This is a genomic window from Pseudomonas fluorescens (assembly GCF_005938625.1).
Classification (GTDB): domain Bacteria; phylum Pseudomonadota; class Gammaproteobacteria; order Pseudomonadales; family Pseudomonadaceae; genus Aquipseudomonas; species Aquipseudomonas fluorescens_BD.
The window spans coordinates 16,798-41,672 of record NZ_VCNJ01000011.1; the positions used below are offsets into that span (position 1 = coordinate 16,798).

A 24,875-nucleotide genomic window follows, 5' to 3' on the forward strand; every position below is an offset into this window, starting at 1 on the left:
GCAAAAGAAAACCCGCACTTGGCGGGTTTTCTTTTTTCTGCAGCAAAAAGCGAATTATTGCTTCTTGGCAGCTTCTTCTTGCGCGGCGGCGTTCGATTCAGCCTGAGCTTTGGCAGCTTCGGCGTTTTCTTTCGCAGCGTCGTTCACTTTATCCTGAGCTTTGTTCATGTCTTGCTGAGCTTGTTCAGCATGTTGGTTGGCATCTTGAGCTTTGTCCTCGGATTTTTTATCGCAGGCAGCGAGACCGAGGGAAGCGGTCAACATCAAGGCAATAGCTAAAGTCTTACGCATGGGGTGTTTCTCCTTATGGAAAATAACTACTGGCCTTAAGAGCTTGGCGCTGAGGGTTAAGTTCCTCATTTCTTTCAGATATATAAGTTTGTTTTTAAGCGGAACTTTTGCTGTATTCCTTACTACTGGCAAAGGGCTCTAACGAGAGTAATTATCAAATGGCCGAAAACCCCGTTTTTGAGCGCGCGACGCGGTTTCTCTCCGCACTGCGACACTGTCAGGTACTCGGATTGCGCGTGCACAGCGCGTCCAGCGAAGGGCTTACGGTGATCCTTCCGTACAGCACGAAAATCGTCGGTAATCCACAGAGCGGCGTGATCCACGGCGGCGCAATTACCTCGTTGATGGACACCGCCTGCGGAATGTCCACACTGTGCGTTTTGCCGGAATTCGAGGTGTGCCCCACGCTCGACCTGCGCATCGACTACATGCATTCCGCCGAACCCGATAAAGATGTGTATGGCTTCGCCCAGTGCTACCGGGTGACTACCGACGTGATCTTCGCTCGCGGTTTCGCCTATCAGGACGATCCCGAGCAGCCGATCGCCCATGTGGTCGGAACGTTCATGCGCATGGGTAAGGGCCTCAAAGGCACCAAAGGCTTTGGCGGCGCGATAAAGGGAGAAGGGCAATGAGCGACGACCTGAAGCAGCAGTTGCAGCAGGCTCACGCTCAGGGCGACTACGCGCCGCTGTTGCAGTTGATTCCTTACGCCGGGCTGATCGGCATCGAATGCTCACGCGTTGGGGATGAGTTGCTGTTCAAGCTGCCGGCGAACAAGGACAACATTGGTAACCCTTTATTGCCGGCAATTCACGGTGGTGTCATTGCCGGGTTCATGGAGTTGGCAGCCGCGCTGCATTTGTTGATTTTCACCGAGACCCCGGGCGTACCGAAAATCATCGACTTCTCTCTCGATTACCTGCGCGCCGGGCAGTTCCGCGATACCTGGGCCAAGTGTCAGGTCTGCCGCCAGGGCCGGCGCGTCGCCAACGTCGCCATCACGGCCTGGCAAAGCACCGAAAGCGAACCGATTGCCACCGCGCGTGCGCACTTCAAAATCGATGAGCCCTTGAAATCCTGAACAGCGCCCCAAACTCACAAGACAACCCGCCGCCGACCATTTCGGGTCGCGGCCACTGCCATCTGATTGGAGTTTGATGACCATGAGTGTGGAAACTCAAAAGGAAACCCTGGGCTTCCAGACCGAGGTAAAGCAGCTGCTGCACCTCATGATCCATTCGCTGTATTCCAACAAGGAAATTTTCCTTCGCGAATTGATCTCGAACGCCTCTGACGCTGTCGACAAGCTGCGCTTCGAAGCCCTGGCCAAGCCAGAGTTGCTCGAAGGTGGCGCTGACCTGAAAATCCGTGTGAGCTTCGACAAAGACGCCAAGACCGTCACCCTCGAAGACAACGGTATCGGCATGAACCGTGACGATGTGATCACCCACCTGGGTACCATCGCCAAATCGGGCACCGCCGATTTCATGAAAAACCTCTCGGGCGATCAGAAGAAAGATTCGCACTTGATCGGCCAGTTCGGCGTAGGTTTCTACTCGGCGTTCATCGTGGCCGACCAGGTTGACGTGTACAGCCGTCGCGCCGGCACTCCAGCCAGCGAAGGCGTGCACTGGTCGTCGAAAGGCGAGGGCGAGTTCGAAGTCGCCACCATCGACAAGCCAGAGCGCGGCACCCGTATCGTTCTGCACCTGAAAGCGGCTGAAGACGAATTCGCTGATGGCTGGCGTCTGCGCAACATCATCAAGAAGTATTCCGATCACATCGCATTGCCGATCGAGCTGCCGAAAGAAGTCGCACCTGCTGAAGGTGAAGAGGCGCCGGTCGCTGAATGGGAAACCGTCAACCGCGCCAGCGCCCTGTGGACTCGTCCGCGCACTGAAGTGAAGGACGAGGAATACCAGGAGTTCTACAAGCACATCGCCCACGACTTTGAAAACCCGCTGGCCTGGAGCCACAACAAAGTCGAAGGCAAGCTCGAGTACAGCTCGCTGCTGTACGTGCCGGCCCGCGCACCGTTCGACCTGTACCAACGTGAAGCGCCGAAAGGCCTGAAGCTGTACGTGCAACGCGTGTTCGTCATGGATCAGGCCGAGTCCTTCCTGCCGCTGTACCTGCGCTTCATCAAAGGCGTGGTCGATTCCAACGACCTGTCGCTGAACGTGTCGCGTGAGATTCTGCAGAAAGACCCGATCATCGATTCGATGAAGACCGCTCTGACCAAGCGCGTGCTCGACATGCTGGAAAAACTGGCGAAAAACGAGCCTGAGCAATACAAAGGCTTCTGGAAGAATTTCGGTCAGGTCATGAAAGAAGGCCCGGCTGAAGACTTCGCCAACAAAGAAAAAATTGCCGGTCTGCTGCGTTTCGCATCGACCAACGGCGACGACGGCGAGCAGATCGTCGGTCTGGCTGACTACCTGGCCCGCGCCAAGGAAGGTCAGGACAAGATCTACTACCTCACCGGCGAAACCTACGCGCAGGTCAAGAACAGCCCGCACCTGGAAGTCTTCCGCAAGAAAGGCATCGAAGTGCTGCTGCTGACCGACCGCATCGACGAGTGGCTGATGAGCTACCTCAGCGAGTTCGACGGCAAGACCTTTGTCGACGTGGCACGTGGTGATCTTGATCTGGGCAACCTGGACTCGGAAGAGGACAAGAAGGCCGCAGAAGAAGTCGCCAAGTCCAAAGAAGGTCTGGTTGAGCGTCTGAAAACCGCGTTGGGCGATTCTGTGGCGGAAGTCCGCGTATCGCATCGTCTGACCGATTCGCCGGCCATTCTGGCCATCGGCGAGCAGGATCTGGGTCTGCAAATGCGTCAGATCCTCGAAGCCAGCGGGCAGAAGGTGCCGGATTCGAAGCCGATCTTCGAATTCAACCCAAGCCACCCGCTGATCGAGAAACTCGATGGCGAGCAGAGCGAAGAGCGTTTTGGCGACCTGTCGCACATCCTCTTCGACCAGGCTGCGCTGGCGGCTGGTGACAGCTTGAAAGACCCGGCCGCCTACGTGCGCCGTCTGAACAAGCTGCTGGTTGAACTGTCAGCTTGATCACGTTGTAGAAAAACCCGCTTCGGCGGGTTTTTTCATTCTGGTGTTTAACAAATCAGGAGTCAGAAATGAGCCAAGTCACTGTACGTTCCGTGGTCTATCAGATCGACGGCCAGCCTTATGAAGGTCGCCTGGCGTTCGACGCCGAGCACAAAGGCGCGCGTCCGGGTTTGCTGATGGCGCCGAACTGGATGGGCGTCAGCGCCGGTGCAGAAGAAATCGCCAAATCGGTCGCGGCCAAGGGCTACGTGGTGTTGATCGCTGACGTTTACGGTCAGGCGGTGCGTCCGCAGAATGCTGATCAGGCGGGCGCGGCAATGATGCCGTTGAAGGATGACCGTGCGTTACTGCGCAAGCGTATGCAGGCGGCGTTCGAGCAGTTGCAGAAGCAGGGTGAAGCGACGGTTGATACGTCAAAACTGGCAGTGTTCGGTTTCTGCTTTGGCGGCTGCTGTGCGCTGGATCTGGCTCGCACGGGGGCGCGGGTGAAGGCTGCGGTGTCGTTCCACGGCACGCTGGATTCGCCGAACCCGGCCGATGCGCAGAACATCAAGGGCTCGGTGCTGGTGCTGCACGGTGCTGCCGACCCTTTGGTGCCGAAAGATCAGTTGCCGGCGTTTGAAGACGAGATGAATGCGGCGAAGGTCGATTGGCAGTTGCTGAGCTACGGCGGTGCTGTGCACTCGTTTACTGATCCGCATGCGAATGTGCCGGGCAAGATGATGTACGACGCGAAGACCGCCAAGCGCGCGTTCAAGTCGATGCATGATTTGCTGGATGAAGTGTTCAAGGGCTGATTTTTCAAGATCAAAAGATCGCAGCCTGCGGCAGCTCCTACACGCGATCAATGTAGGAGCTGCCGCAGGCTGCGATCTTTTGCTTTACCGGCCCGCCGGTAATTCAATCCGCTCAATTTCCCCCGGCACCGTCGGCCAATCGCCGGCCGCCCATTTACGCCGCGCTTCATCGATCGCCGCCGGATCGCTCGCGACAAAATTCCAGTTGATCCGCCGAGGCCCGTCCAATGGCGCGCCGCCAAATACCACCGCGTGCACATCGCTTTCGGCAAACAGGCTCATTTCTTCCCCGGCCGGCAACACCACCAGTGCATGCGGCTCAATCGCCTCGCCATTCAATTGCGCATCCCCGCTCAACACATACACCGCCCGCTCTTCGTGCTCGGTCGGAATCAGCAGGGTAGTCGCCGTTTGCATCTGCACTTCGGCATACAGCGTAGGAGAAAGCACCGGCACCGGTGATTCCAGGCAAAAGCCTGACCCGGCAATCATGCGGATCTGTACGCCAAGGTTATCGCTGACCGGCAAGGTCGCCGCCGGGTGATGGCTGTAATGCCCCGGGCCTTGCTCGTGATCCTTGGGCGAGGCCAGCCAGATCTGCAAGCCGTGCATCGTGAAGCTCTGATCCCACAAGGGCTCAGGTGTGCGCTCGACGTGGGCGATGGCGCTGCCGGCGGTCATCCAGCTGACATCACCGGCGCCGACCACTTGATCGGAGCCGAGGCTGTCTTTGTGGAGAAGTTGGCCTTCAAACAAGTACGTGAGCGTCGACAGACCGATGTGCGGGTGCTGTCGGATGTTCATGCCTTTGCCCGTCGGATAAACCGTCTCGAGCATGTGATCAAAAAACACGAAAGGCCCGACGCTGCGACATTTGGCTGACGGCAGCGGGCGCAGAATCGGCTGGCCTTCGACGTCTTCGGCGCGCGGGCGGATGATCAGAGGTTGCGTGTCCATGGTGCATTCCAGGCTGAGCGGGTAATGCCAGAAGCATAACCCGCCGCTGGCATGAGGAGGATTACTGGCTATCAAAGCCTTGCGGGGCGTGGGTTTCGATGGTGACTTCGCTGGTGGTCATCAATTTGTGGATCGGGCAGCGGTCGGCGACGCGCAGCAGTTCCTCACGCTGAGCATCGGTGAGTACACCTTTCAGGGTGAGGGTGACGTGCAGGACGTATTTGCCTTTCTGCTCTTCGCTGTTGTCGCGTTTGACGTCGACACCGACGCCGGTCAGCGGGATATCTTTCTTCTTTGCGTACATCTTCAGGGTCAGGGCCTTGCAGGCACCGAGCGCGGCGTCGAAGTAATCGTGCGGCTCAGGCGCCGAGCCTTCGCCGCCGGCGGATTTCGGTACGTCGGCAAACAGTTCGTGGTCATCAATCTGTACGGTGTGACGAAAACCTTCAGCGGAGACGGTATTGACGGTAACAGTCATGGGAACCTCACAGGCAGTAGGAAAAGTCGTTCGATCAAACAAGACCTTGCAGTTATAGAGCATTCCCACCGGTACGCGTTCCACTTTCCTGCGGGATGAACCCTTGTCGTCAGGGCGGGGTCTAGGCTATGCCAACTTCTCGGAGATTACTTGTGTCCCTGTCTCGTTTGAGTCTCGCCTGCCTTCTGCTGCTTGCCGGCAACGTCAGCGCCCGCGAATACACCTACAGCGATGCGCACCTGCATTACGTGGATTTTTTTCAGGAAAGTGCAGGCATGGCGAAACTGCTGACGGCAATGAAGGACGGGGCCGTCGAGCATGTAATGATTTCCGGGATTCCCGTGGCGAAAAAATGGCACGAGGACGAACCCAAGCGTCCGCGTTATTACGCCGGGGACGACGCCGATGCCTATTGGTACAGCGCAACCGACGTGATTGTTGCCGATGCGGTGCAAAAGCTGTCAGCCGAGCAGCGCCCGTACTTTCATCCCTTCCTCTCGGGCTTCAACCCCAACGACAAGAACTCCGCCGCACATATCCAGCGCATGCTCGATTTGTATCCGGGGCTTTGGCAGGGCATTGGCGAGGTGTTCACTCGGCATGATGACCTCACGGCGCTGACGTCCGGCGACACGCCGCGCGCCAACAACGAAGCCATGACCAGGATCTATCACTTGGCAGCCGAGAACGATCTACCGGTGATGTTGCATTCCAACATCACTTCCAAGCGTGAGAAAAATCCGCTGTACCTGAAGGAAATCGAAGAGCCGCTGCGTAATCACCCGCACACGCGATTCATCTGGGCCCACGCCGGCACCAGCGCTGAAATCCATCGCCATCAAACGCAGCTGAAGTTCTTGCTGCCAACCCTAACGCGCATGCTTGAAGCGTATCCGAATCTGTTTATCGACCTGTCATGGAGCATGCTCACGCCGTATTTGCTGGATGAGCAGGGCAAGCCGCGCCCGGAATGGCTGGCACTGGTCGAGAAATACCCCGAACGCTTTATGCTCGGTTCCGACGTGGTAGGGCGTTTCAACAAGCTCGGTGAGGAAATGCACAGTTTTGAACCGTTCCTTGATGCGTTGCCGGAGAACATTGCACAAAAGGTCGCACGGGATAACTTCTTGGCGATCTTGCCGCGAACGGAGCTTAAGTCCGGGAAAACCACGCTGAATCGTTAATGCCGACGGTTCGGAGTATTAAGGCCTTTTGATATCACATTTTGGTCTTACGCAAATTTTCACCGGGCCGATACCTTCTTAAGCAACCAGCTGCAGGGTTGATGCAGCGCTTTTGGAAGGAACCAGAGCAATGAGTATCCGTAGTCTCAATATTGCCCCGCGCGCCGGCCTCGGTTTTGGGCTGTTGGCGCTGATGGTGTTTGCCCTCGGGGCGTTCGCTTTGCTGCAAATGTCGAACATGCGCGCGCAGTCCGACGAGGTCGATAACAACTGGCTGCCGAGCGTGATGGCGGTCGGTGAGATGAGCCAGGACATGTTGCGCCTGAGGGCGTTGACCATGCGCCTGTTGCTCAACCGCGATCCGCAGGCGCTGGAGCAGAATGTCGTCAAACTCAATGAGCTGCGCGGGGTGCTAAGTGAGGCTCAGCAGCGTTACGACGTGCTGATCGTACTGCCTGAAGAGCGCAAGCTGTTTGATCGCTTCAAAGTCGCCGAGCACCAATATCTGGAGTTTCAGGCGCAAGTCATGCAGTTGTCTGCGCAGAATCGGGTCGATGAGGCCGCGACAATTCTCAACGGTCAGATGAGTCCCTTGGCCGATGAAATCGCAGTGCTTTTGCGCGAACTGGTTGAGCTGAATAAACACAACGCCAATCTCGCCACTGAAGCAGCGCGGCTGGTGTTTATCAATTCGCGGGTGTGGGTCGGGGTGATGATCGGCGTTACCGCGCTGATCACCATTGGCCTGGCCCTTTTGCTGACGCGCAGCATCGTGCTGCCGCTGGCCCAATCGTTGGGGGTCGCCGAAGTGGTGGCCGGTGGTGATCTGACCGGCGATATCAACATCAGCGGCAAGGACGAGCCGGCGCGACTGCTGCAGGCGCTCAAGAGCATGCAACACAACCTGCGCGACACGATTCGGCAAATCTCCGAGTCCTCCAGTCAATTGGCATCGGCGTCGGAAGAGCTGAATTGCGTTACGGAAGACGCTACGCGCGGTTTGCACCAGCAGAGTCTGGAAATCGAGCAAGCGGCTACAGCGGTTAATCAGATGACGGCAGCGGTGGAGGAGGTGGCAAGCAATGCCGTGGCGACCTCCGAGGCCTCTCGTGAATCTGACCGCATCGCCCAGCATGGTCGCGAACAGGTGCATCAAACGGTGTTGTCTATCGAATTGCTCGCCGATGATGTGACAGCCAATGCGAGTCAGGTGGAAGATCTGGCGCAGAAGGTCTACAGCATCAGCAAAGTACTGGATGTGATTCGTTCGATTGCCGAGCAGACCAATTTGCTGGCGCTTAATGCTGCGATTGAGGCCGCGCGGGCTGGGGATGCCGGGCGCGGGTTTGCGGTGGTGGCCGATGAAGTGCGCGCACTGGCGCATCGCACGCAGCAATCGACGCAAGAGATCGAGCAGATGATTGGCGGCATTCAGCAGGGCACCGATTCGGCGGTCAGTTCGATGCAGCAGAGCAATGTGCGGGCGCGTTCGACACTGGAGTTGGCCAAGGCTGCCGGGACTGCACTTGAGGAGATCGCCTCGGCGTTCACCCTGATCAACGAGCGCAATCTGGTGATCGCCAGTGCCTCGGAGGAGCAGGCAGCGGTGGCGCGCGAGGTGGATCGCAATCTGATGAATATTCGGGATCTGGCAATGCAGACCTCGGCAGGGGCGAATCAGACGAGTGCGGCGAGTCAGGAGTTGTCGCGGTTGGCGGTGGATTTGAACAGCATGGTGGCGAAGTTTTCGGTTTGAGTGTGTGCTGATCCTGAGATTGCCCTCACCCTAACCCTCCCGAAACGTCGGACCGCCCGGAGGGGAAGGGGACTGACCGTGGGAGATTGGCGAGCTACACCGACCTGATCTTGCTTTGAAGAATCCATAATCGACTCGATCTTTCAGGTCGATGCATAGCGCCAGACATCTCGGTCGGCTCCCTCTCCTTTGGGAGAGGGCTGGGGTGAGGGGCGAGTCAGGCACAAGTCTCCAATCCAGCAGACAAAAAAAGCCCCGCATTTCGCGGGGCTCTTTGTTCTTGCGGCGGATCAGCTGCCTTTAACGGTTTTGCCGTTGACCGTGCCGTCCTGGAGCATGATGTTGTACTCCTTGCCGTCGGTTTCAACCTGTTGCAGACGAACCAGCAGGTAATCCCAGTCCTTGGCGAACCACAGGACGGTGATGCGCTTGCTTTGTGTCGGGTCGCGTACGCGCTCGACCTTGATCGCGTCAATCTTGCCAGCCTTGGTTTCGACTTTCTCCGAACCCAGCACGCGGAAGTCATAAGTATCGACTTCGCCGTCATCGACCACTTGATAGCTCATGGTTTTCTTGCCAGCAGCCACATCATGTTGCAGCGCCAGTTGATAGGTGGACTTGTCGACCATGCCGCGGTTCAGCGGGATCTTCACCGCATCGCCACGATCGGTGCCGGTGACCATCTTGCTGTTCCAGTCGAAATCCAGATCAGCCTTTTTCGCTTTGCCCAGACCACCACGTTCGAAGTGGTAGGACTGCGGCAGCAGGGTGTCCTTGTCCAGGGTCAGGGTGCTTTCTTCAGTCAGGCTGGCGATCATCATCGAAGCCTTGAAGCTGAGCTTCCAGACGCCGTTGGCTTCCTTGACCAGACTGCGCTCGGCGGTGCCGCTCATGGGCAACTGCTTCCAGTCGGCGGTGTAGCTGGCGGAGAACGGTTGAAGTTCCGCTGCCTGCGCGAAGGGCAGGGCGAGCAGAGCGCAAGCGAAGAGCAGGGCGCGACGCATAATATCTCCTAGTGTCGAATCAAGTGGCCGCTGGCCGCGAGTAACTGGCCATCCAGTAATGCACCGTGTTCACCGAGTGCCAGTCTGCCTTCGGCAAACCAGCGCACTGCCATCGGATAGACCAGGTGTTCCTGAACGTGGACTCGCTGCGCAAGACTCTGCGGCGTGTCGTGCAACTCTACCGGTAATACTGCCTGTACGACCAGTGGTCCGCCATCGAGTTCCTCGGTGACGAAGTGCACGGAGCAGCCGTGCTCGGTGTCACCGGCCTCCAGCGCGCGCTGATGAGTGTGTAACCCTTTGTATTTGGGCAGCAGCGACGGGTGGATGTTGAGCAGGCGACCTTGGTAGTGGCGAACGAAATCAGCGCTGAGAATGCGCATGAAGCCGGCCAGCACCACAAGTTTCGGTTGGAATTCGTCGATCAGATCGATCAGAGCAGCATCGAAGGCCTCGCGACCTTCGAATGCCTTGTGATCCAGCGAGCGGGTCGCGATACCCGCATCACTGGCGCGTTGCAGGCCGTAGGCGTCGGCGCGATTGGAAATCACTGCAGCGATGCGGACCGGGTTGTCGCCGGCCCGCGTGCTGTCGATCAGAGCCTGCAAGTTACTGCCGGTGCCGGACAACAGCACCACGACATCACAGGTTGCGGACATTAATGAGCCTTAAGGTTCTGCAGATCAACCTGAGCAGCGCCTTCGGCAGCGGCAGCGATCTGACCGATGACCCAAGGCTGTTCGCCGGCGTCACGCAGGGTTTTCAGGGCTACTTCAACGTGTTCCTGAGCCACGCAGATGACCATGCCGACGCCGCAGTTCAGCACGCGGTGCATCTCGGTTTCGTCAACGTTGCCTTTCTCTTGCAGCCAGTCGAACACGGCAGGGCGAGTCCAGCTTGCTACGTCAACCACAGCTTGTGCGCCTTTTGGCAGTACGCGCGGGATGTTGTCGAGCAGGCCGCCACCGGTGATGTGGGCCATGGCTTTGACGGCGCCGGTGTCTTTGATCAGCTTGAGCAGCGGCTTCACGTAGATGCGGGTCGGGGCCATCAGCAGGTCGGTCAGCGGTTTGCCGTCGAGCTGGATGTTTTCGATGTCGGCACCGGACACTTCGATGATCTTGCGGATCAGCGAGTAGCCGTTGGAGTGCGGGCCGGACGATGGCAGCGCGATCAGCGCGTCACCGGTGGCGACTTTCGAGCCGTCGATGATTTCAGCCTTTTCCACGACGCCGACGCAGAAGCCGGCCAGGTCGTAGTCTTCGCCTTCGTACATGCCTGGCATTTCAGCGGTTTCGCCGCCAACCAGGGAGCAACCCGACAGTTCGCAGCCAGCGCCGATGCCGGTTACCACTTGAGTCGCGGTCTCGACATTGAGTTTGCCGGTGGCGTAGTAGTCGAGGAAGAACAGCGGCTCAGCGCCGCAAACGACCAGGTCGTTGACGCACATGGCGACCAGGTCGATGCCGATGCTGTCGTGCTTGTTCAGGTTCAGCGCCAGACGCAGCTTGGTGCCGACGCCGTCGGTGCCGGAAACCAGCACTGGCTGCTTGTAGCCGGCCGGGATTTCGCAGAGGGCGCCGAAACCGCCCAGGCCGCCCATGACTTCCGGGCGCGCAGTGCGCTTGGCGACGCTCTTGATGCGTTCGACCAATGCTTCACCGGCGTCGATGTCTACACCGGCGTCCTTGTAGCTCAGGGAGGGTTGCTTGCTCATGATCCAGGCCTTTAGGGGAGGGGATTCAGGGGTAACGACCGAGTTCAGCGGGAACTTCGAAATCGACGGGGCGATGGCCTCACGCGAGTTTCGAGGTGCCCGGCTGTTGCCGGTCTGCGAAGGCGCGCGATTTTATCAGGCTTGAGGGGCAGCGGCCATCCTCGCACCGACGGGCAGGGCCATATCAGCGGAAATTTTTTGCAATTGAGCCGTATGAACGCCTGTATAAAGTGTGGCGATTAACCGTCTATCGTTATCACTGTGCAAAATTTTACCGCTGTCGTGTGAATGTTTAGTGCTGGCAGATTGTCACAGCTTTGCTTAACCGGTTCACGCGGCCTGTTCCAGCCGCTCCTGTCGACGGGAATTCTCCATGCGTTTGTGTAAATTGTTGTTTGTGGGTTGTTTGTCTCTGATCAGCCTGGCGAGTCATGCCGAAAATCTCAAAGGCCTTTATCAAGTGCGTGAGCCGGTCAATGGCCAGGCGCCGGAAGAGCGTGATCGCGCCACGCAAGCGGCGCTCGACACGCTGGTATTGCGTTTGACCGGCGATCCGAAGGCCCCGCAGAGCCCGGGGCTGGCGGCGATTCGCAAGGATCCGCAGCAAATTATCAGTCAATTCGGTTTCGATGCCGGGCCGCCGGAGGTGCTGAAGGTCGATTTCGATCCGGCGACTACCGAGCAGGCGCTGCGGCGTGCCGGGTTATCGTTGTGGGGCGCCAGTCGGCCGTCGATCCTGAGTTGGTGGCTGAACGATTCGGCTGAAGGGTCGAGTCTGGTCGGTGATGGTCAGGCCGCTGCTGCGCCGTTGCGTACGGCCGCGCAACATCGCGGCTTGCCATTGCGCTTGCCGCTGGCGGACTTGAGCGAGCAATTGGTTGCCACTGCGCCAGCGCTCGAAGGCAGCGATCCGGCACCGTTGCGCGGTGCCTCCGAGCGCTACAACGCTGACGCCCTGCTGGCGGTGCATGCGCGCGAAGAAGGCGGGCAGTGGCAGGCCAAGTGGCACTTGTGGCTGGGCGATCAGAAAGAGGCGGGCAGTGTGCAGGGCGCCGATCAGGCTGCTGTCGCTGACGCGGTGATGCTGGCGGTGACTGAGCGTCTGGCGCCACGTTTTGTCGCGAAGCCCGGCGCTTCGGGGCAGCAGACTCTGGAAGTGCAAGGTATGAATCTGGAGCATTACGCGGCGCTGTTGCGGTTACTCGAACCGTTTGGCGTGCGTCTGCAAAGTGTTGACGGCGATCGCATCGTCTATCGGGTCAATGGCAGCGCCGATCAGATGCGTGCGCAGTTGTCGCTGGCGAAGTTGCAGGAGTTGCCGGCCGAAGCGCCCGCCCCGGTGGCGGCGCCACAGCCAGTGGCTGGCGGCGCAACACCTGTCGCGGCGCCAGCCCCGACCCCGGCAGCACCGTCGTTGCGGTTTCGCTGGTAAGTCTTTCCTTATATAGAAGCAACAGGAGTGGTACATGGCCGATACGCGGCGTTGGTTCTGGCTCGGTGGGGTAGTCCTGCTTTGCGCGTTTGTATGGTTGCTGCACCCGATCCTCACGCCGTTCCTGGTGGCACTGCTGCTGGCATATCTGTTCGATCCGTTGGTGGATCGCCTGGAACGGCTGGGTTTGTCGCGTACCTGGGGCGTGATTGCGGTGTTTGCCTTGTTCACCTTGATCGTCACCACGCTGTTGCTGGTGCTGGTGCCGATGCTCGCCAAGCAGTTACTGCGTCTGTACGAACTGGCGCCGCAAATGCTCGACTGGCTGCAACACACGGCGTTGCCGTGGGCGCAGGCGAAGCTGGGTCTGTCGGATGGTTTCTGGAAATTCGACAAGGTCAAAGCGGCGATCAGCGAGCACATGGGGCAGACCACCGACATCGTCAGTGTGGTCCTGAGTCAGGCCACTGCGTCGAGCCTGGCGCTGATTGGCTGGCTGGCCAATCTGGTGCTGATCCCGGTGGTGAGCTTCTACCTGCTGCGCGACTGGGATGTGATGATGGCCAAGATCCGCAGCCTGCTGCCGCGTGATCGGGAAGAGACCATCGTATCGCTGGCCGGTGAATGTCATGAGGTACTGGGCGCGTTTGTTCGCGGTCAGTTGCTGGTGATGGTGGCGCTGGGCGTGATCTACGCAGCGGGCCTGATGATCGTCGGGCTGGAGTTGGGGCTGTTGATCGGTCTGATCGCGGGTCTGGCGGCTATCGTGCCGTACATGGGCTTCGTGATTGGTATTGGCGCGGCGCTGATTGCCGGGTTGTTCCAGTTCGGTGGCGACCTGTACCCGATGGTCGGTATCGTCGCGGTGTTCATGGTCGGTCAGGCGCTGGAAGGCATGGTGCTGACGCCTTTGCTGGTTGGCGATCGTATCGGTCTGCATCCGGTGGCGGTGATTTTCGCGATTCTGGCCGGCGGCGAATTGTTCGGTTTCACCGGCGTGCTGCTGGCATTGCCGGTGGCGGCGGTGATCATGGTGCTGGTCCGCCATGTGCACGACTTGTACAAGGACTCTGACATCTATAGTGGTATGGACGAGCCGGAGTTGTAACCGGGCAGGGCGGCCCGGCGAATAGCCGGGTTGGCCCGCGTCCTGCAGGCGCTGGCGCCAAAGAATCTGTCATAAAACCAGCGTGTTAACGCAAACCTTTGATTTTGCTTGGACTCTGTCGCATTGTGCGCTCAGCTTCACGGGTATAAACTTCGCAAACTTTACACAGAGGCCACTAACGGTTCCTTGAGAACTGTTCAGTCAGCATGAAACCGATTCAGCTGCCCCTAGGTGTGCGTCTGCGTGACGACGCCACCTTCATCAACTACTACCCAGGCGCCAATGCCGCTGCACTCGGCTATGTCGAGCGTCTATGCGAAGCCGACGCCGGCTGGACAGAAAGCCTGATCTACCTGTGGGGCAAACACGGCGTAGGGCGTACGCATCTGTTGCAGGCGGCGTGCCTGCGATTCGAGCAAATGGGGGAGCCGGCGGTGTATTTGCCGTTGGCCGAGTTGATGGACCGCGGCGTCGAAATACTCGACAACCTCGAACAGTACGAACTGGTTTGCCTGGACGACTTGCAGGTGATTGCCGGCAAGGCTGACTGGGAAGAGGCGATGTTTCACCTGTTCAACCGTCTGCGTGACAGCGGGCGGCGTCTGCTGATCGCCGCTTCCACCTCTCCGCGTGAACTGCCGGTCAAACTGGCAGACTTGAAGTCGCGCCTGACCCTGGCGCTGATTTTCCAGATGCGTCCGCTTTCCGATGAAGACAAATTGCGCGCCTTGCAATTGCGCGCGTCGCGTCGCGGTCTGCACCTGACCGATGAGGTCGGGCATTTTATTTTGACTCGCGGTACCCGCAGCATGAGTGCGCTGTTTGACTTGCTTGAACAGCTCGATCAGGCCTCTCTGCAGGCTCAACGCAAGCTGACCATTCCCTTCCTGAAAGAAACGCTGGGCTGGTAACGGCGCGGCTTTCAGCCTGTTTCGGCATATTTCAGGCGCCAGAAAATCCGCTTTCCTGCACGCTGTGCAGGCCGCGTATCGGTTCAAATGGGCTTAAGCGCTTAGATGTAAACGAGAAACCGGGAAGTCACAAAAAGATCGATTGAATTTGCAAATGAGGTTGATAGCGGGCATAGTCTCGGCTTCTTTACAACTATCAGCCACGGTCGTGCCCATGCTAAAGCGCTTCGCACCCCTCGTGCCTCTCGCACTCGTCACCCTGTTGTACGGTTGCGCTGCTCATTCTCCAGTTCAAGAGCAGCCTCAACAGGTTAAAAATTCTGCCACGGCCCAGTCTTCGGTTATTTACCAGGAAGAGCTGGACACCGAAAAAGAACTCAACGAATTCAATGGCAAGAAGCCTTATCAGCTTCCTGTTCTGGCCGACAGCATCCTCGAACGCGGCATGTCCCTGATCGGTACCCGTTACCGTTTCGGCGGTACCTCTGAAGCCGGTTTCGATTGCAGCGGTTTCATCGGCTATCTGTTCCGCGAAGAAGCCGGCATGAACCTGCCGCGCTCGACACGCGAAATGATCAACGTCGATGCGCCGCTGGTCTCGCGCAGCAACCTTGAGCCGGGCGATCTGTTGTTCTTCGCCACCAACGGTCGTCGCGGCCGTGTCAGTCACGCCGGGATCTACCTGGGTGACAACCAGTTCATCCACTCCAGCAGTCGTCGCAGCGGCGGTGTTCGCATCGACAGCCTGGGTGACAGCTACTGGAGCAAGACTTTCATCGAAGCGAAACGCGCTCTGGCCAACGCTCCGACAGTCGTCACCGCTCGTAAGTAATTCCCCTGTTGTCGCTGCGTTCGCGGCGACAATCAGGCTTCCGGCAACGGAGTAGACGTATACTTTACAAGGTGAAGTTAAAGTCTTACTTGAAGTTTGCCGCGTAGCCGCTAGAATCCTGAATCTATATTGATGGCAAACCGCCTGCGTGCTCACGCAGGCGGTTTTGTTTTCTGTCCACCGGCAGAAAAAGCCGCAGCCAGATCAGGATGTTCTGCTTATGACGATGTCGGCCCGCCTCACATTGATGCTCTTCGCAGCGCTGCTCAGCGCCTGTGCCAGTCGCACGCCGCCACCTGCGCCGGTGGTTCGCGCGCCGGTCGTGTTCGGCCCCTCTCAGGCTTTTTCGCCGGCAGCTGAAGACGTGCTGTTTCGCGCGCTCGGCCTGGTTGGCACGCCCTATCGCTGGGGCGGCAACACGCCGGATTCAGGCTTTGATTGCAGCGGGTTGATCGGTTTTGTCTACCGTGATGCGGCGGGCATCTCTTTGCCGCGTTCGACGCGTGAGCTGATCGTCATGCAGGCACCGAATGTCGGCAAGGAAGGCTTGCAGACCGGTGACCTGATTTTCTTCGCCACCAATGGCGGCTCGCAGGTCAGTCACGCGGGGATTTACGTTGGAGAAGGGCGCTTCGTGCATGCGCCGGCCACGGGCGGTACGGTGAAACTGGACAGCCTGTCGAAGGCGTATTGGCAGAAGGCTTATCTGAGTGCCAAGCGGGTGTTGCAGCCGGAGCATCTGGCGCATAACCCGTAGTAAAGACAACGCAAAACCCATGTGGGAGCGAGCTTGCTCGCGAAGGCGGTGTGTCATTCAATTCAATATTGACTGACCCGACGCTTTCGCGAGCAAGCCCGCTCCCACATTTGTTATGTGTCAGGCGGCAAGTTATTTGGCAGAAGACACTCGCCACACCTTGTTGCCAACATCATCCGCCACCAGCAAGCCACCCTGCTGATCGATCACCACGCCCACCGGCCGGCCCAATGCGTTCTCATCCTTGTCGAGGAAGCCGGTCAGCACATCCACCGGTGTGCCGCTCGGCTTGCCTGCGGTAAACGGCACGAAAATCACTTTGTAGCCACTGTGTGGTTTGCGGTTCCATGAGCCGTGCTGGCCAATAAACGCGCCTTCCTTGAACTGCGCCGGCAGCGTGTTGCCCTCGGCAAAGCTCAGGCCCAGCGAGGCGGTGTGCGGCCCGACCGCGTAATCCGGGGCAATGGCTTTGGCTACCAGATCCGGGTTTTGCGGCGTAACGCGCACATCGACATGCTGGCCGTAGTAACTGAACGGCCAGCCATAGAAACCGCCGTCCTTCACGGAAGTGATGTAATCCGGCACCAGATCACTGCCGATTTCGTCGCGCTCATTCACCGCCGTCCACAGTGCGCCACTGGTGGGTTCCCAGGCCAAGCCATTGGGGTTGCGGATGCCCGAAGCGAAGATGCGGTGATTACCGGTCGCCCGATCAACTTCCCAGATCGCCGCGCGACCTTCTTCTTTATCCAGACCATTTTCGCCGACGTTGCTGTTCGAGCCGACCGTGACGTACAGCTTGCTGCCGTCTTTGCTGGCAATCACGTTTTTGGTCCAGTGGTGATTCAGCGTACCGCCGGGTAGATCGACAACCTTGATTGGCTGTGTCTTGATTTCAGTCGCGCCCGGTTCGTAGTTGAAACGCAGCAAGCGATCGGTATCAGCGACGTATAGATCGTTGCCGACCAGCGTCATACCGAGCGGCGAGTTGAGGTTCTGCAGGAACACCGTGCGGGTTTCTGCGACGCCATCGTGATCGGCGTCACGCAGCAAGGTGATGCGGTTCGGACTCGGCACGCCCGCGCCAGCCTTACCCATGACTTTCTTCATCACCCAGCCACGAATGCCGCTGCTGTCATCGGGTTTTGGCGGGGCATTGGTTTCCGCCACCAGCACGTCGCCGTTGGGCAACACATAGAGCCAGCGTGGATGGTCGAGGCCGTCGGCGAATGCTGCGACCTGGGTGCCGGTGGCGGCTGTCGGTTTAGCGCCCTCGGGCCAGCCGATCGCCGGGGCGATGTTCACCGTCGGGATCAGGGTCTTGTTCGGTTCAGGCAGCTTCGGTGACGGGCCGGTGCCGTCGGAGACTTGCAGGCTGGAGGTTTCACCGCAGGCGGCGAGTCCTCCGGCGAAGGCGATGACAAAAACGAGCTGGGGCTTGCGCATTGCTGATCTTCCCTATGAATGCATTCCTAATCATAGAGGAGGGCGCAAGCCCGATGGTTCAACTGCTCAGCCGCGGGCTTCCTTGAACAGCACGGCGATGCCTGGGTGATAGTTGCCGGCTTCGCTGCGCAATTTGCGATAGGCATAGGGGAAATACCAGGCGACCGCGCAGGTGTGTTCCTTTTGCAGGTCGTCGAGCATGTCCTGCAACTCTTCGGGGCTGGCGCTGTGCTGGGCTTTTTGCGGCGCGACAAACAGGCAGCCAAGCTTGAGGTCGCTGGCATAGCTGATGCGTTTGGCGTCGTTGGTGATGTCCAGCAAGGCTTGAGTCAGATTCAGGTTGGTAACCTTTGGCCAGCGCTGAGTGGCCTGGATAAAGGCGCGGTCTTCGGCACCGGCCAGAAACAGATCGGCGCGGGCATTGCGCTCGCCTTCTTCATTCTGTTTGCGCGTGGCGGTGTCGTTCAAAGTGACCAGCTCAGCCATCCAGGCTGCGGCCGAGAGCAATCCGAGATTGGCTTTCTCGTCATGCCAGTAAGGGGTGTCACTGTCGCCGCGCACGGCGTTGTAGCGGTCGATACAGTCAAACCAGCGTTCAAGCACCGGGCGCAGAAATTCCAGGCGCGGGTTGCTGATGATCATGCCTTGCATCGTCATCATCCTTTATTGTTGTGGTGGGCTTTTCGGGAAAAGCATGGCTCTTTGATATCATTTGTATCAGTGTGGCACAAGATTGGCGTTGGATAATTGATCGGCGGCAGTTATTCGCCCGATGGCCGCCTCTTTAATTGACGCTCCACCCCCAACCCTCTAACCTTCGCGGCTTGTTTCAGGTGCTCTGTGACCTGCGTCGACAGAGTGAAACAGGGAAGCCGGTGAGGGTTGTCTTCGCACGAAGAACCACCACGATCCCGGCGCTGCCCCCGCAACGGTAAATGAGTGAACACTGCGTCGAATGCCACTGCTCAAAGCGGGAAGGCGCGCAGTCAGGCCAACGCCGCTCATGAGCCCGGAGACCGGCCTGATCCATCCAGCGGCATCACGGTGGGCGATGCCAGGCTTTTTGCCGTCTATTCTTGTGCCTGCCCGCCGTTATCCAGCCTCAACGGAGAGCTCCCCCATGACTGATTCCCCCGAGCGCGACGAACGCCATCTGGCGCGTATGCAGCGCAAAAAAGCCGTGATCGACGAACGCATCGCCAACTCGCCTGACGAGTGCGGCCTGGTGCTGGTGCTGACCGGCAATGGCAAAGGCAAAAGCAGCTCGGCGTTCGGTATGCTCGCCCGCGCCATGGGCCACGGCATGCAGTGCGGTGTGGTGCAGTTCATCAAGGGCCGCAACAGCACCGGCGAAGAGTTGTTTTTCCGCCGCTTCCCCGAGCAAGTTCGCTTTCACGTCATGGGCGAAGGCTTCACTTGGGAAACCCAGGACCGCCAGCGTGACATCGCCGCTGCCGAAGCCGCGTGGGCCGTGTCCCGTGAGTTGCTGCGTGATCCGTCGATCGGTCTGGTGGTGCTCGACGAACTCAACATCGCTCTCAAACATGGTTACCTCGATCTCGATCAGGTGCTCAGCGATTTGCAGGCACGTCCGCCGATGCAGCACGTGATCGTTACCGGTCGCGCGGCCAAGCCGGAAATGATCGAAATGGGCGACACCGTGACTGAAATGGGCATGCTCAAACACGCCTTCCAGGCCGGCATCAAAGCGCAGAAAGGCGTCGAACTTTGAGTCAACCACGTCACTGCCCGGCGGTCCTTATCGCTGCGCCGGCCTCCGGTCAGGGCAAGACCACCGTTACCGCCGCGCTCGCCCGTTTGCATCGCAATCAGGGGCGCAAAGTGCGCGTGTTCAAATGCGGCCCGGACTTCCTTGATCCGATGATTCTCGAGCGCGCCAGCGGTGCGCCGGTGTATCAACTGGACATGTGGATGGTCGGCGAGCAGGAAAGTCGTCGTCTGTTGTGGGAAGCCGCCGCCGAGGCCGATCTGATTCTGATCGAAGGCGTGATGGGCCTGTTCGACGGTACGCCTTCCAGCGCTGATCTGGCGCGTCACTTCGGTGTGCCGGTGCTTGGCGTGATTGATGGGACGGCGATGGCGCAGACCTTTGGTGCGCTGGCGTTGGGTCTGGCGAAGTATCAGCCGGACCTGCCGTTTGCCGGCGTGCTGGCCAATCGTGTCGGCACCTTGCGTCATGCGCAGTTGCTCGAAGGCAGCCTCACGGAAGGTCTGCGCTGGTACGGCGCGTTGTCCCGCGAAACGGGTATCGAACTGCCGAGCCGGCATCTTGGCCTGGTCCAGGCCAGTGAACTGAATGACCTCGATGTGCGTCTCGACGCGGCTGCCGACGCTCTCGCCAGTAGCTGTGAGGTAGCGCTGCCGCCGGCGGTTGAGTTCGCCGCGCCTGACGTCATCGCTGTAGAGCCGCTGCTGAAGAATGTGCGAATCGCGGTCGCCCGTGATGAAGCGTTTGCTTTCACCTATGGCGCGAGTCTCGATCTGTTGCGGGCGATGGGCGCCGAGTTGAGTTTCTTCTCGCCGATCCGCGATACGCAATTGCCGGAGGCGGATAGCGTGTATTTGCCCGGTGGGTATCCGGAGTTGCATCACGTTGCGTTGGCGCGGAACACCGCGATGCTGGAGGCGATTCGTGCGCATCATGCAGCGGGCAAACCTCTGCTCGCTGAATGTGGCGGTATGTTGTATCTGCTCGACTCTTTGACGGACGTTGAAGGCACTCGCGCTGAGCTGGTCGGGTTGCTCAAGGGCGATGCGGTGATGCAGAAGCGTCTGGCGGCGTTGGCATTGCAAGCGGTGGATCTGCCGGAAGGTTCGTTGCGTGGGCATACTTATCACCATTCCCTGACCACCACCGAACTGACGCCGATTGCCCGAGGGTTAAGCCCGAATGGCGGGCGTGGTGCTGAGGCGGTTTATCGGGAAGGGCGGATGACGGCTTCTTACGTGCACTTCTATTTCCCGTCGAATCCGACTGCGATTGCCGCGTTGTTTGCGCCAGACCGTGAGGCCGCCTTCGCGAGCAAGCTCGCTCCCACAGGGGGTCGCGTTTCTTGAGCAAGCACCCCGTCCAATGTGGGAGCGAGCTTGCTCGCGAAGAGGCCATGACCGACAACGCATTCTCCGAAACCGAGCGCGAAGCGGTTTATCGAGCCATCGCCGAGCGCCGCGACATGCGCCATTTCATCGGCGGCAGCGTCGAACCGGAATTGCTGCGCCGACTACTGGAAGCCGCCCACCAAGCCCCAAGCGTTGGCCTGATGCAGCCCTGGCGTTTCATTCGCATCAGCGACCGAACTTTACGCGGGCAGATCCAGAATCTCGTTGAAGAAGAGCGCGTGCGCACCGCTGAAGCCCTCGGCGAGCGCAGTGACGAGTTCATGAAACTCAAGGTCGAGGGCATCCATGACTGCGCCGAAGTGCTGGTCGCCGCGTTAATGGACGATCGCGAAAAACACATCTTTGGTCGCCGCACGCTGCCGGAAATGGACATGGCCTCGCTGTCCTGCGCCATCCAGAACCTGTGGCTGGCCGCGCGCGCCGAAGGTCTGGGCATGGGCTGGGTTTCACTGTTCGAGCCACAGGCACTGGCTGATCTTTTGAAGTTGCCCGAAGGCGCAAAACCTCTGGCGGTTTTATGCCTTGGCCCGGTCAAGGAATTCTATCCGGCGCCGATGCTGGTACTCGAAGGGTGGGCGCAGGCGCGGCCGCTCAATGAGTTGCTGTACGAAAATTATTGGGGAGTGAGTCAATGAGTGTGGCGTTGTTGAGTGTCGCCGCTGTGGCGCTGGATGCGCTGCTCGGTGAACCGAAACGCTGGCATCCGCTGGTGGCGTTCGGCAATTTTGCCGGGCGCATCGAGCAACGTTTCAACGCCGGTGGCCGAGGCTGGCGCAGCCATGGCGTGACCGCGTGGGTGATCGCGGTGCTGCCGCTGACTTTGCTCGCCACGGCGCTTTCCTGGGCGCCGTACGTGGGTTGGGTTGTCGAAATTCTCGCGCTGTATTGCGCACTCGGCATGCGTAGCCTCGGTGAACATGTCGCGCCAGTGGCTGCTGCCTTACGCGCGGATGATCTTGAAGAGGCGCGCAAGCGAGTTGGCTATCTGGTCAGCCGCCAGACCGATGAACTCGACAGCACTGCCGTCGCTCGCGCTGCCACTGAGTCAGTGCTGGAAAACGGCAGTGATGCGGTGTTCGCCGCGCTGTTCTGGTTTGTCGTGGCTGGCGCGCCGGGCGTGGTCCTCTATCGTTTGAGCAACACGCTCGATGCGATGTGGGGTTATCGCAACGAACGCTTTGAGCGTTTCGGTTGGGCCGCTGCAAAAATCGACGACGTGTTGAACTACATTCCTGCGCGTCTGGTGGCATTGACCTACGCATTGCTCGGCAAAACCCGCCTCGCCTTGAAATGTTGGCGCACACAGGCGCCGAAGTGGGACAGCCCCAACGCCGGTCCGGTGATGGCGGCCGGCGCCGGTGCGCTGGGCGTGGAATTGGGTGGACCGGCGATTTACCACGGCGAACTTCACGACCGTCCTCAACTTGGCGAGGGCGCAGCGGCTGACGCCGATTCCATCGACCGTGGCTGGCAATTGGTCCAGCGCGGCGTATGGTTATGGCTGCTGATTCTCTGCGTGGGGGCTGAATTCTATGCTTGAGCACGGTGGCCGGCTGCGCAAGGCGGCACTCGATTACGGCATTGCCGAGGCTGACTGGCTCGACCTGTCCAGCGGCCTCGCGCCGTGGCCATTCCCGATCCCGGAAATCCCGCTGCGGGCCTGGGCGCGTTTGCCGGAAACCGACGACGGTCTGGAGCAAGCTGCGTGCGACTACTACGGCGCCGCGCAAGTGCTGCCAGTGGCCGGTTCGCAGATGGCCATCCAGTTGCTGCCGCGTTTACGCCGCGCCGGCAAAGTCGGCGTGTTGTCGCCGTGTTATGCCGAACATGCCGAAGCCTGGCGCCGTAGCGGTTACATCGTGCGCGAAGTGCTGGAGCAGGAAGTCGAATTCTTTCTCGACAGCCTCGACGTGCTGGTGGTGGTTAACCCGAACAATCCGACCGGCCTGAGTCTGACCCCGGCACGTCTGCTTGACTGGCATGCGCGGCTCGCCCGGCGTGGTGGCTGGCTGGTGGTCGATGAAGCCTTCATGGACAACACGCCGCAATTGAGTCTGGCGCCGCATGCTCATCAAGTCGGGCTGATCGTGCTGCGTTCGTTCGGCAAGTTTTTCGGTCTGGCCGGGGTGCGTCTGGGCTTTGTCCTGGCCGAGCGCAAGTTGCTCAAGCTGCTCGCCGAACAGGTCGGGCCTTGGGCCGTGAGCGGGCCGACGCGTGTGCTCGGGCAAGCGTGTCTGCAAGACACCGAAGGGCACACACGCCAACGGATTCGCAGCGATGAAGCCAGTGAACGACTGGCAGCGCTGCTTGAACGCTACGGTTTCAAGCCGCAGGGTGGTTGCGCGCTGTTCCAGTGGCTGATCACCGAGCATGCCGAAACGCTGCACGCATTCATGGCCCGTCGCGGCATCCTCCTGCGCATCTTTACCCACAACAGCAGTTTGCGCTTTGGCCTGCCTGCCGATGCGGCTGAAGAGGCGCGTCTCGAACACGCTTTAAGCGCTTTTGCCAAGGATCACGCATGACCACCCTGATGGTGCAGGGCACCACTTCCGACGCCGGTAAAAGCACACTGGTGACGGCACTGTGCCGCTGGGCGACCCGGCAAGGTGTCGCGGTCGTCCCGTTCAAGCCGCAGAACATGGCGCTCAACAGTGCGGTGACTGCCGACGGCGGTGAGATCGGCCGTGCGCAAGCGGTTCAGGCGCAAGCAGCGAATCTCGAGCCGCACACCGACATGAACCCGGTGCTGCTCAAGCCCAACAGCGACACCGGCGCACAAGTGATCATTCATGGCCGCGCGGTAACGTCGATGAATGCCGTGGCGTATCACGACTACAAGGCCATCGCCATGAAAGCGGTGCTCGCGTCCCACCAGCGGCTCAGCGCTGCGTATCCGCTGGTGATGGTCGAAGGCGCGGGTTCGCCGGCCGAGATCAATCTGCGCGCCGGCGACATCGCCAACATGGGCTTTGCCGAAGCAGTGGATTGCCCGGTGCTGCTGATTGCCGACATCAACCGCGGCGGGGTTTTCGCGCATCTGGTTGGCACGTTGGAGTTGCTGTCGCCGAGTGAGCAGGCGCGGGTCAAGGGTTTCATCATCAACCGTTTTCGCGGCGACATCGCCTTGCTGCAACCGGGCCTCGACTGGCTGGAACAGCGCACCGGCAAACCGGTGGTGGGCGTGTTGCCGTACGTGATGGATCTGCATCTGGAGGCCGAGGACGGCATCGATCAGCGCCAGACCGACAAGGCCGAACAAGTGCTGAGCGTGGTGGTGCCGGTGCTACCGCGCATCAGCAACCACACCGACTTCGATCCGCTGCGTTTGCATCCGCAGGTCGATCTGCAATTTGTCGGGCCGGGGCAGGCGATTCCTGCTGCCGACCTGATCATTCTGCCGGGCTCGAAGAGTGTGCGCAGTGATCTGGCCTATTTGCGTGCCAATGGCTGGGATACGGCAATCTCTCGGCACTTGCGTTACGGCGGCAAAGTGCTGGGGATCTGCGGCGGTCTGCAGATGCTCGGCGAGCAGGTGCATGATCCGCTCGGCCTCGAAGGTGCGCCGGGCACGAGTGCCGGTTTGGGCTTGCTGGCGTTCGAAACCACACTTGAAGCCGAGAAGCAGTTGCGCAATGTGCGCGGGCGGCTGGCTTTGGAAGATGCTGAGGTCAGCGGCTATGAAATTCATGCCGGCGTGACCAGCGGACCGGCGTTGGAAAACGCTGCGGTGCATCTGGATGACGGCCGTTGCGATGGTGCACAGAGTGCCGATGGGCAAGTGTTCGGCACGTATCTGCATGGCCTGTTTGAATCGCCGACGGCGAGTGCGGCGTTGCTGCGCTGGGCCGGGTTGAGCGATGTGCAGGAGGTGGATTACCACGGCTTGCGCGAGCGCGATATCGAACGGCTGGCGGATCTGGTGGAGAAGCATCTGGATACCGAGCTGTTGCGTCGGCTCTGTGGGATTTGAGGTGAATTTAATGGCCTCAT

25 protein-coding genes and 1 riboswitch are annotated in these 24,875 nt (G+C 59.6%); of the genes, 17 read left to right on the top strand and 8 right to left on the bottom strand.

Features of this window, described 5'->3' with window-relative positions; translation table 11 throughout:
- Positions 1 to 54: 54 nt before the first annotated feature.
- Entirely contained in the window at positions 55 to 291 is a 237-nt protein-coding gene (locus FGA82_RS08750) for a hypothetical protein (RefSeq protein WP_007959016.1), read from the bottom strand.
- Between the two features lie 158 nt (positions 292 to 449).
- Here FGA82_RS08750 and FGA82_RS08755 point away from each other — a divergent pair, with 158 nt between their 5' ends.
- The 4 genes from FGA82_RS08755 (at position 450) to FGA82_RS08770 (ending at position 4,159) form a co-directional block, all read left to right on the top strand.
- Positions 450 to 926: a PaaI family thioesterase gene (locus FGA82_RS08755; protein WP_141126768.1), complete on the top strand. Its 477-nt coding sequence runs from the start codon at positions 450 to 452 to the stop codon at positions 924 to 926.
- Entirely contained in the window at positions 923 to 1,375 is a 453-nt protein-coding gene (locus FGA82_RS08760; RefSeq protein WP_141126769.1) for a PaaI family thioesterase, read from the top strand. The genes FGA82_RS08755 and FGA82_RS08760 overlap by 4 nt, the downstream gene beginning before the upstream one ends.
- An 82-nt stretch (positions 1,376 to 1,457) precedes the next feature.
- Complete coding sequence (gene htpG, locus FGA82_RS08765; RefSeq protein ID WP_141126770.1) at positions 1,458 to 3,362, top strand: molecular chaperone HtpG; 1,905 nt, start codon at positions 1,458 to 1,460, stop codon at positions 3,360 to 3,362.
- Between the two features lie 68 nt (positions 3,363 to 3,430).
- Positions 3,431 to 4,159 carry a dienelactone hydrolase family protein gene (locus tag FGA82_RS08770; protein ID WP_141126772.1) on the top strand — a complete coding sequence of 243 codons (729 nt, stop codon included), beginning with the start codon at positions 3,431 to 3,433 and terminating at the stop codon, positions 4,157 to 4,159.
- A gap of 84 nt (positions 4,160 to 4,243) precedes the next feature.
- On the opposite strand, the gene FGA82_RS08775 is transcribed toward FGA82_RS08770, so the two are convergent.
- Positions 4,244 to 5,116, bottom strand: a complete 873-nt coding sequence (locus FGA82_RS08775; protein WP_141126773.1) for a pirin family protein — start codon at positions 5,114 to 5,116, stop codon at positions 4,244 to 4,246.
- Between the two features lie 61 nt (positions 5,117 to 5,177).
- The gene (locus FGA82_RS08780) at positions 5,178 to 5,594 is read right to left on the bottom strand and encodes an OsmC family protein (RefSeq protein WP_008082948.1); all 417 of its coding nucleotides are present in this window, start codon (positions 5,592 to 5,594) and stop codon (positions 5,178 to 5,180) included.
- Positions 5,595 to 5,722: 128 nt separating this feature from the next.
- Here FGA82_RS08780 and FGA82_RS08785 point away from each other — a divergent pair, with 128 nt between their 5' ends.
- Both FGA82_RS08785 and FGA82_RS08790 read left to right on the top strand, forming a co-directional pair.
- Positions 5,723 to 6,778, top strand: a complete 1,056-nt coding sequence (locus tag FGA82_RS08785) for an amidohydrolase family protein (protein WP_141126775.1) — start codon at positions 5,723 to 5,725, stop codon at positions 6,776 to 6,778.
- Positions 6,779 to 6,908: 130 nt separating this feature from the next.
- Positions 6,909 to 8,534 carry a methyl-accepting chemotaxis protein gene (locus tag FGA82_RS08790; RefSeq protein ID WP_141126777.1) on the top strand — a complete coding sequence of 542 codons (1,626 nt, stop codon included), beginning with the start codon at positions 6,909 to 6,911 and terminating at the stop codon, positions 8,532 to 8,534.
- A 290-nt stretch (positions 8,535 to 8,824) separates the two neighbouring features.
- Here the strand turns inward: FGA82_RS08790 and FGA82_RS08795 are convergent, their stop codons facing one another.
- Genes FGA82_RS08795 through purM form a run of 3 tightly spaced genes read right to left on the bottom strand, consistent with a single transcriptional unit; the run spans position 8,825 to position 11,255 of the window.
- Entirely contained in the window at positions 8,825 to 9,538 is a 714-nt protein-coding gene (locus tag FGA82_RS08795) for a DUF3108 domain-containing protein (protein ID WP_102900814.1), read from the bottom strand.
- Positions 9,539 to 9,546: 8 nt separating this feature from the next.
- Positions 9,547 to 10,197: a phosphoribosylglycinamide formyltransferase gene (gene purN, locus FGA82_RS08800; RefSeq protein ID WP_141126778.1), complete on the bottom strand. Its 651-nt coding sequence runs from the start codon at positions 10,195 to 10,197 to the stop codon at positions 9,547 to 9,549.
- Positions 10,197 to 11,255: a phosphoribosylformylglycinamidine cyclo-ligase gene (gene purM, locus FGA82_RS08805; RefSeq protein WP_064117351.1), complete on the bottom strand. Its 1,059-nt coding sequence runs from the start codon at positions 11,253 to 11,255 to the stop codon at positions 10,197 to 10,199. Before purM ends, purN begins: the two co-directional genes overlap by 1 nt.
- A 373-nt stretch (positions 11,256 to 11,628) precedes the next feature.
- Between purM and FGA82_RS08810 the strand changes: the two genes are divergently transcribed.
- From FGA82_RS08810 to FGA82_RS08830, 5 genes are all read left to right on the top strand, one after another.
- Positions 11,629 to 12,687 carry a DUF2066 domain-containing protein gene (locus tag FGA82_RS08810; protein ID WP_141126780.1) on the top strand — a complete coding sequence of 353 codons (1,059 nt, stop codon included), beginning with the start codon at positions 11,629 to 11,631 and terminating at the stop codon, positions 12,685 to 12,687.
- A gap of 34 nt (positions 12,688 to 12,721) precedes the next feature.
- Positions 12,722 to 13,795 carry an AI-2E family transporter gene (locus FGA82_RS08815; protein WP_141126781.1) on the top strand — a complete coding sequence of 358 codons (1,074 nt, stop codon included), beginning with the start codon at positions 12,722 to 12,724 and terminating at the stop codon, positions 13,793 to 13,795.
- Positions 13,796 to 14,001: 206 nt separating this feature from the next.
- Positions 14,002 to 14,706 (top strand): DnaA regulatory inactivator Hda, encoded by a 705-nt coding sequence (gene hda / locus FGA82_RS08820; RefSeq protein WP_007919828.1) that lies wholly within the window; start codon positions 14,002 to 14,004, stop codon positions 14,704 to 14,706.
- 214 nt (positions 14,707 to 14,920) lie between these two features.
- Positions 14,921 to 15,538: a C40 family peptidase gene (locus tag FGA82_RS08825; RefSeq protein ID WP_007919826.1), complete on the top strand. Its 618-nt coding sequence runs from the start codon at positions 14,921 to 14,923 to the stop codon at positions 15,536 to 15,538.
- Positions 15,539 to 15,758: 220 nt separating this feature from the next.
- On the top strand, positions 15,759 to 16,295 hold the full coding sequence (locus FGA82_RS08830; protein ID WP_141126782.1) for a C40 family peptidase: 537 nt from the start codon (positions 15,759 to 15,761) through the stop codon (positions 16,293 to 16,295).
- A 132-nt stretch (positions 16,296 to 16,427) separates the two neighbouring features.
- Here FGA82_RS08830 and FGA82_RS08835 read toward each other — a convergent pair whose 3' ends face one another.
- Positions 16,428 to 17,741: a PQQ-dependent sugar dehydrogenase gene (locus FGA82_RS08835; protein WP_141126784.1), complete on the bottom strand. Its 1,314-nt coding sequence runs from the start codon at positions 17,739 to 17,741 to the stop codon at positions 16,428 to 16,430.
- Between the two features lie 66 nt (positions 17,742 to 17,807).
- Entirely contained in the window at positions 17,808 to 18,392 is a 585-nt protein-coding gene (locus FGA82_RS08840; RefSeq protein WP_141126786.1) for a hypothetical protein, read from the bottom strand.
- A 163-nt stretch (positions 18,393 to 18,555) separates the two neighbouring features.
- Positions 18,556 to 18,780: riboswitch (cobalamin riboswitch) on the top strand.
- A gap of 81 nt (positions 18,781 to 18,861) precedes the next feature.
- Here FGA82_RS08840 and cobO point away from each other — a divergent pair.
- From cobO to FGA82_RS08870, 6 genes are read left to right on the top strand one after another with little or no spacing between them, the layout of a single operon-like run.
- The gene (cobO, locus tag FGA82_RS08845) at positions 18,862 to 19,473 is read left to right on the top strand and encodes a cob(I)yrinic acid a,c-diamide adenosyltransferase (protein WP_003223053.1); all 612 of its coding nucleotides are present in this window, start codon (positions 18,862 to 18,864) and stop codon (positions 19,471 to 19,473) included.
- The gene (locus FGA82_RS08850) at positions 19,470 to 20,819 is read left to right on the top strand and encodes a cobyrinate a,c-diamide synthase (RefSeq protein ID WP_141126788.1); all 1,350 of its coding nucleotides are present in this window, start codon (positions 19,470 to 19,472) and stop codon (positions 20,817 to 20,819) included. Before cobO ends, FGA82_RS08850 begins: the two co-directional genes overlap by 4 nt.
- A 47-nt stretch (positions 20,820 to 20,866) precedes the next feature.
- Positions 20,867 to 21,517, top strand: a complete 651-nt coding sequence (bluB, locus tag FGA82_RS08855; protein ID WP_141126790.1) for a 5,6-dimethylbenzimidazole synthase — start codon at positions 20,867 to 20,869, stop codon at positions 21,515 to 21,517.
- Positions 21,514 to 22,422 carry an adenosylcobinamide-phosphate synthase CbiB gene (gene cbiB, locus FGA82_RS08860; protein WP_141126792.1) on the top strand — a complete coding sequence of 303 codons (909 nt, stop codon included), beginning with the start codon at positions 21,514 to 21,516 and terminating at the stop codon, positions 22,420 to 22,422. Before bluB ends, cbiB begins: the two co-directional genes overlap by 4 nt.
- Positions 22,415 to 23,407 (top strand): threonine-phosphate decarboxylase CobD, encoded by a 993-nt coding sequence (gene cobD / locus FGA82_RS08865; RefSeq protein ID WP_141126793.1) that lies wholly within the window; start codon positions 22,415 to 22,417, stop codon positions 23,405 to 23,407. Before cbiB ends, cobD begins: the two co-directional genes overlap by 8 nt.
- On the top strand, positions 23,404 to 24,855 hold the full coding sequence (locus FGA82_RS08870; protein WP_141126795.1) for a cobyric acid synthase: 1,452 nt from the start codon (positions 23,404 to 23,406) through the stop codon (positions 24,853 to 24,855). The genes cobD and FGA82_RS08870 overlap by 4 nt, the downstream gene beginning before the upstream one ends.
- The last annotated feature ends 20 nt before the right edge of the window (positions 24,856 to 24,875 follow it).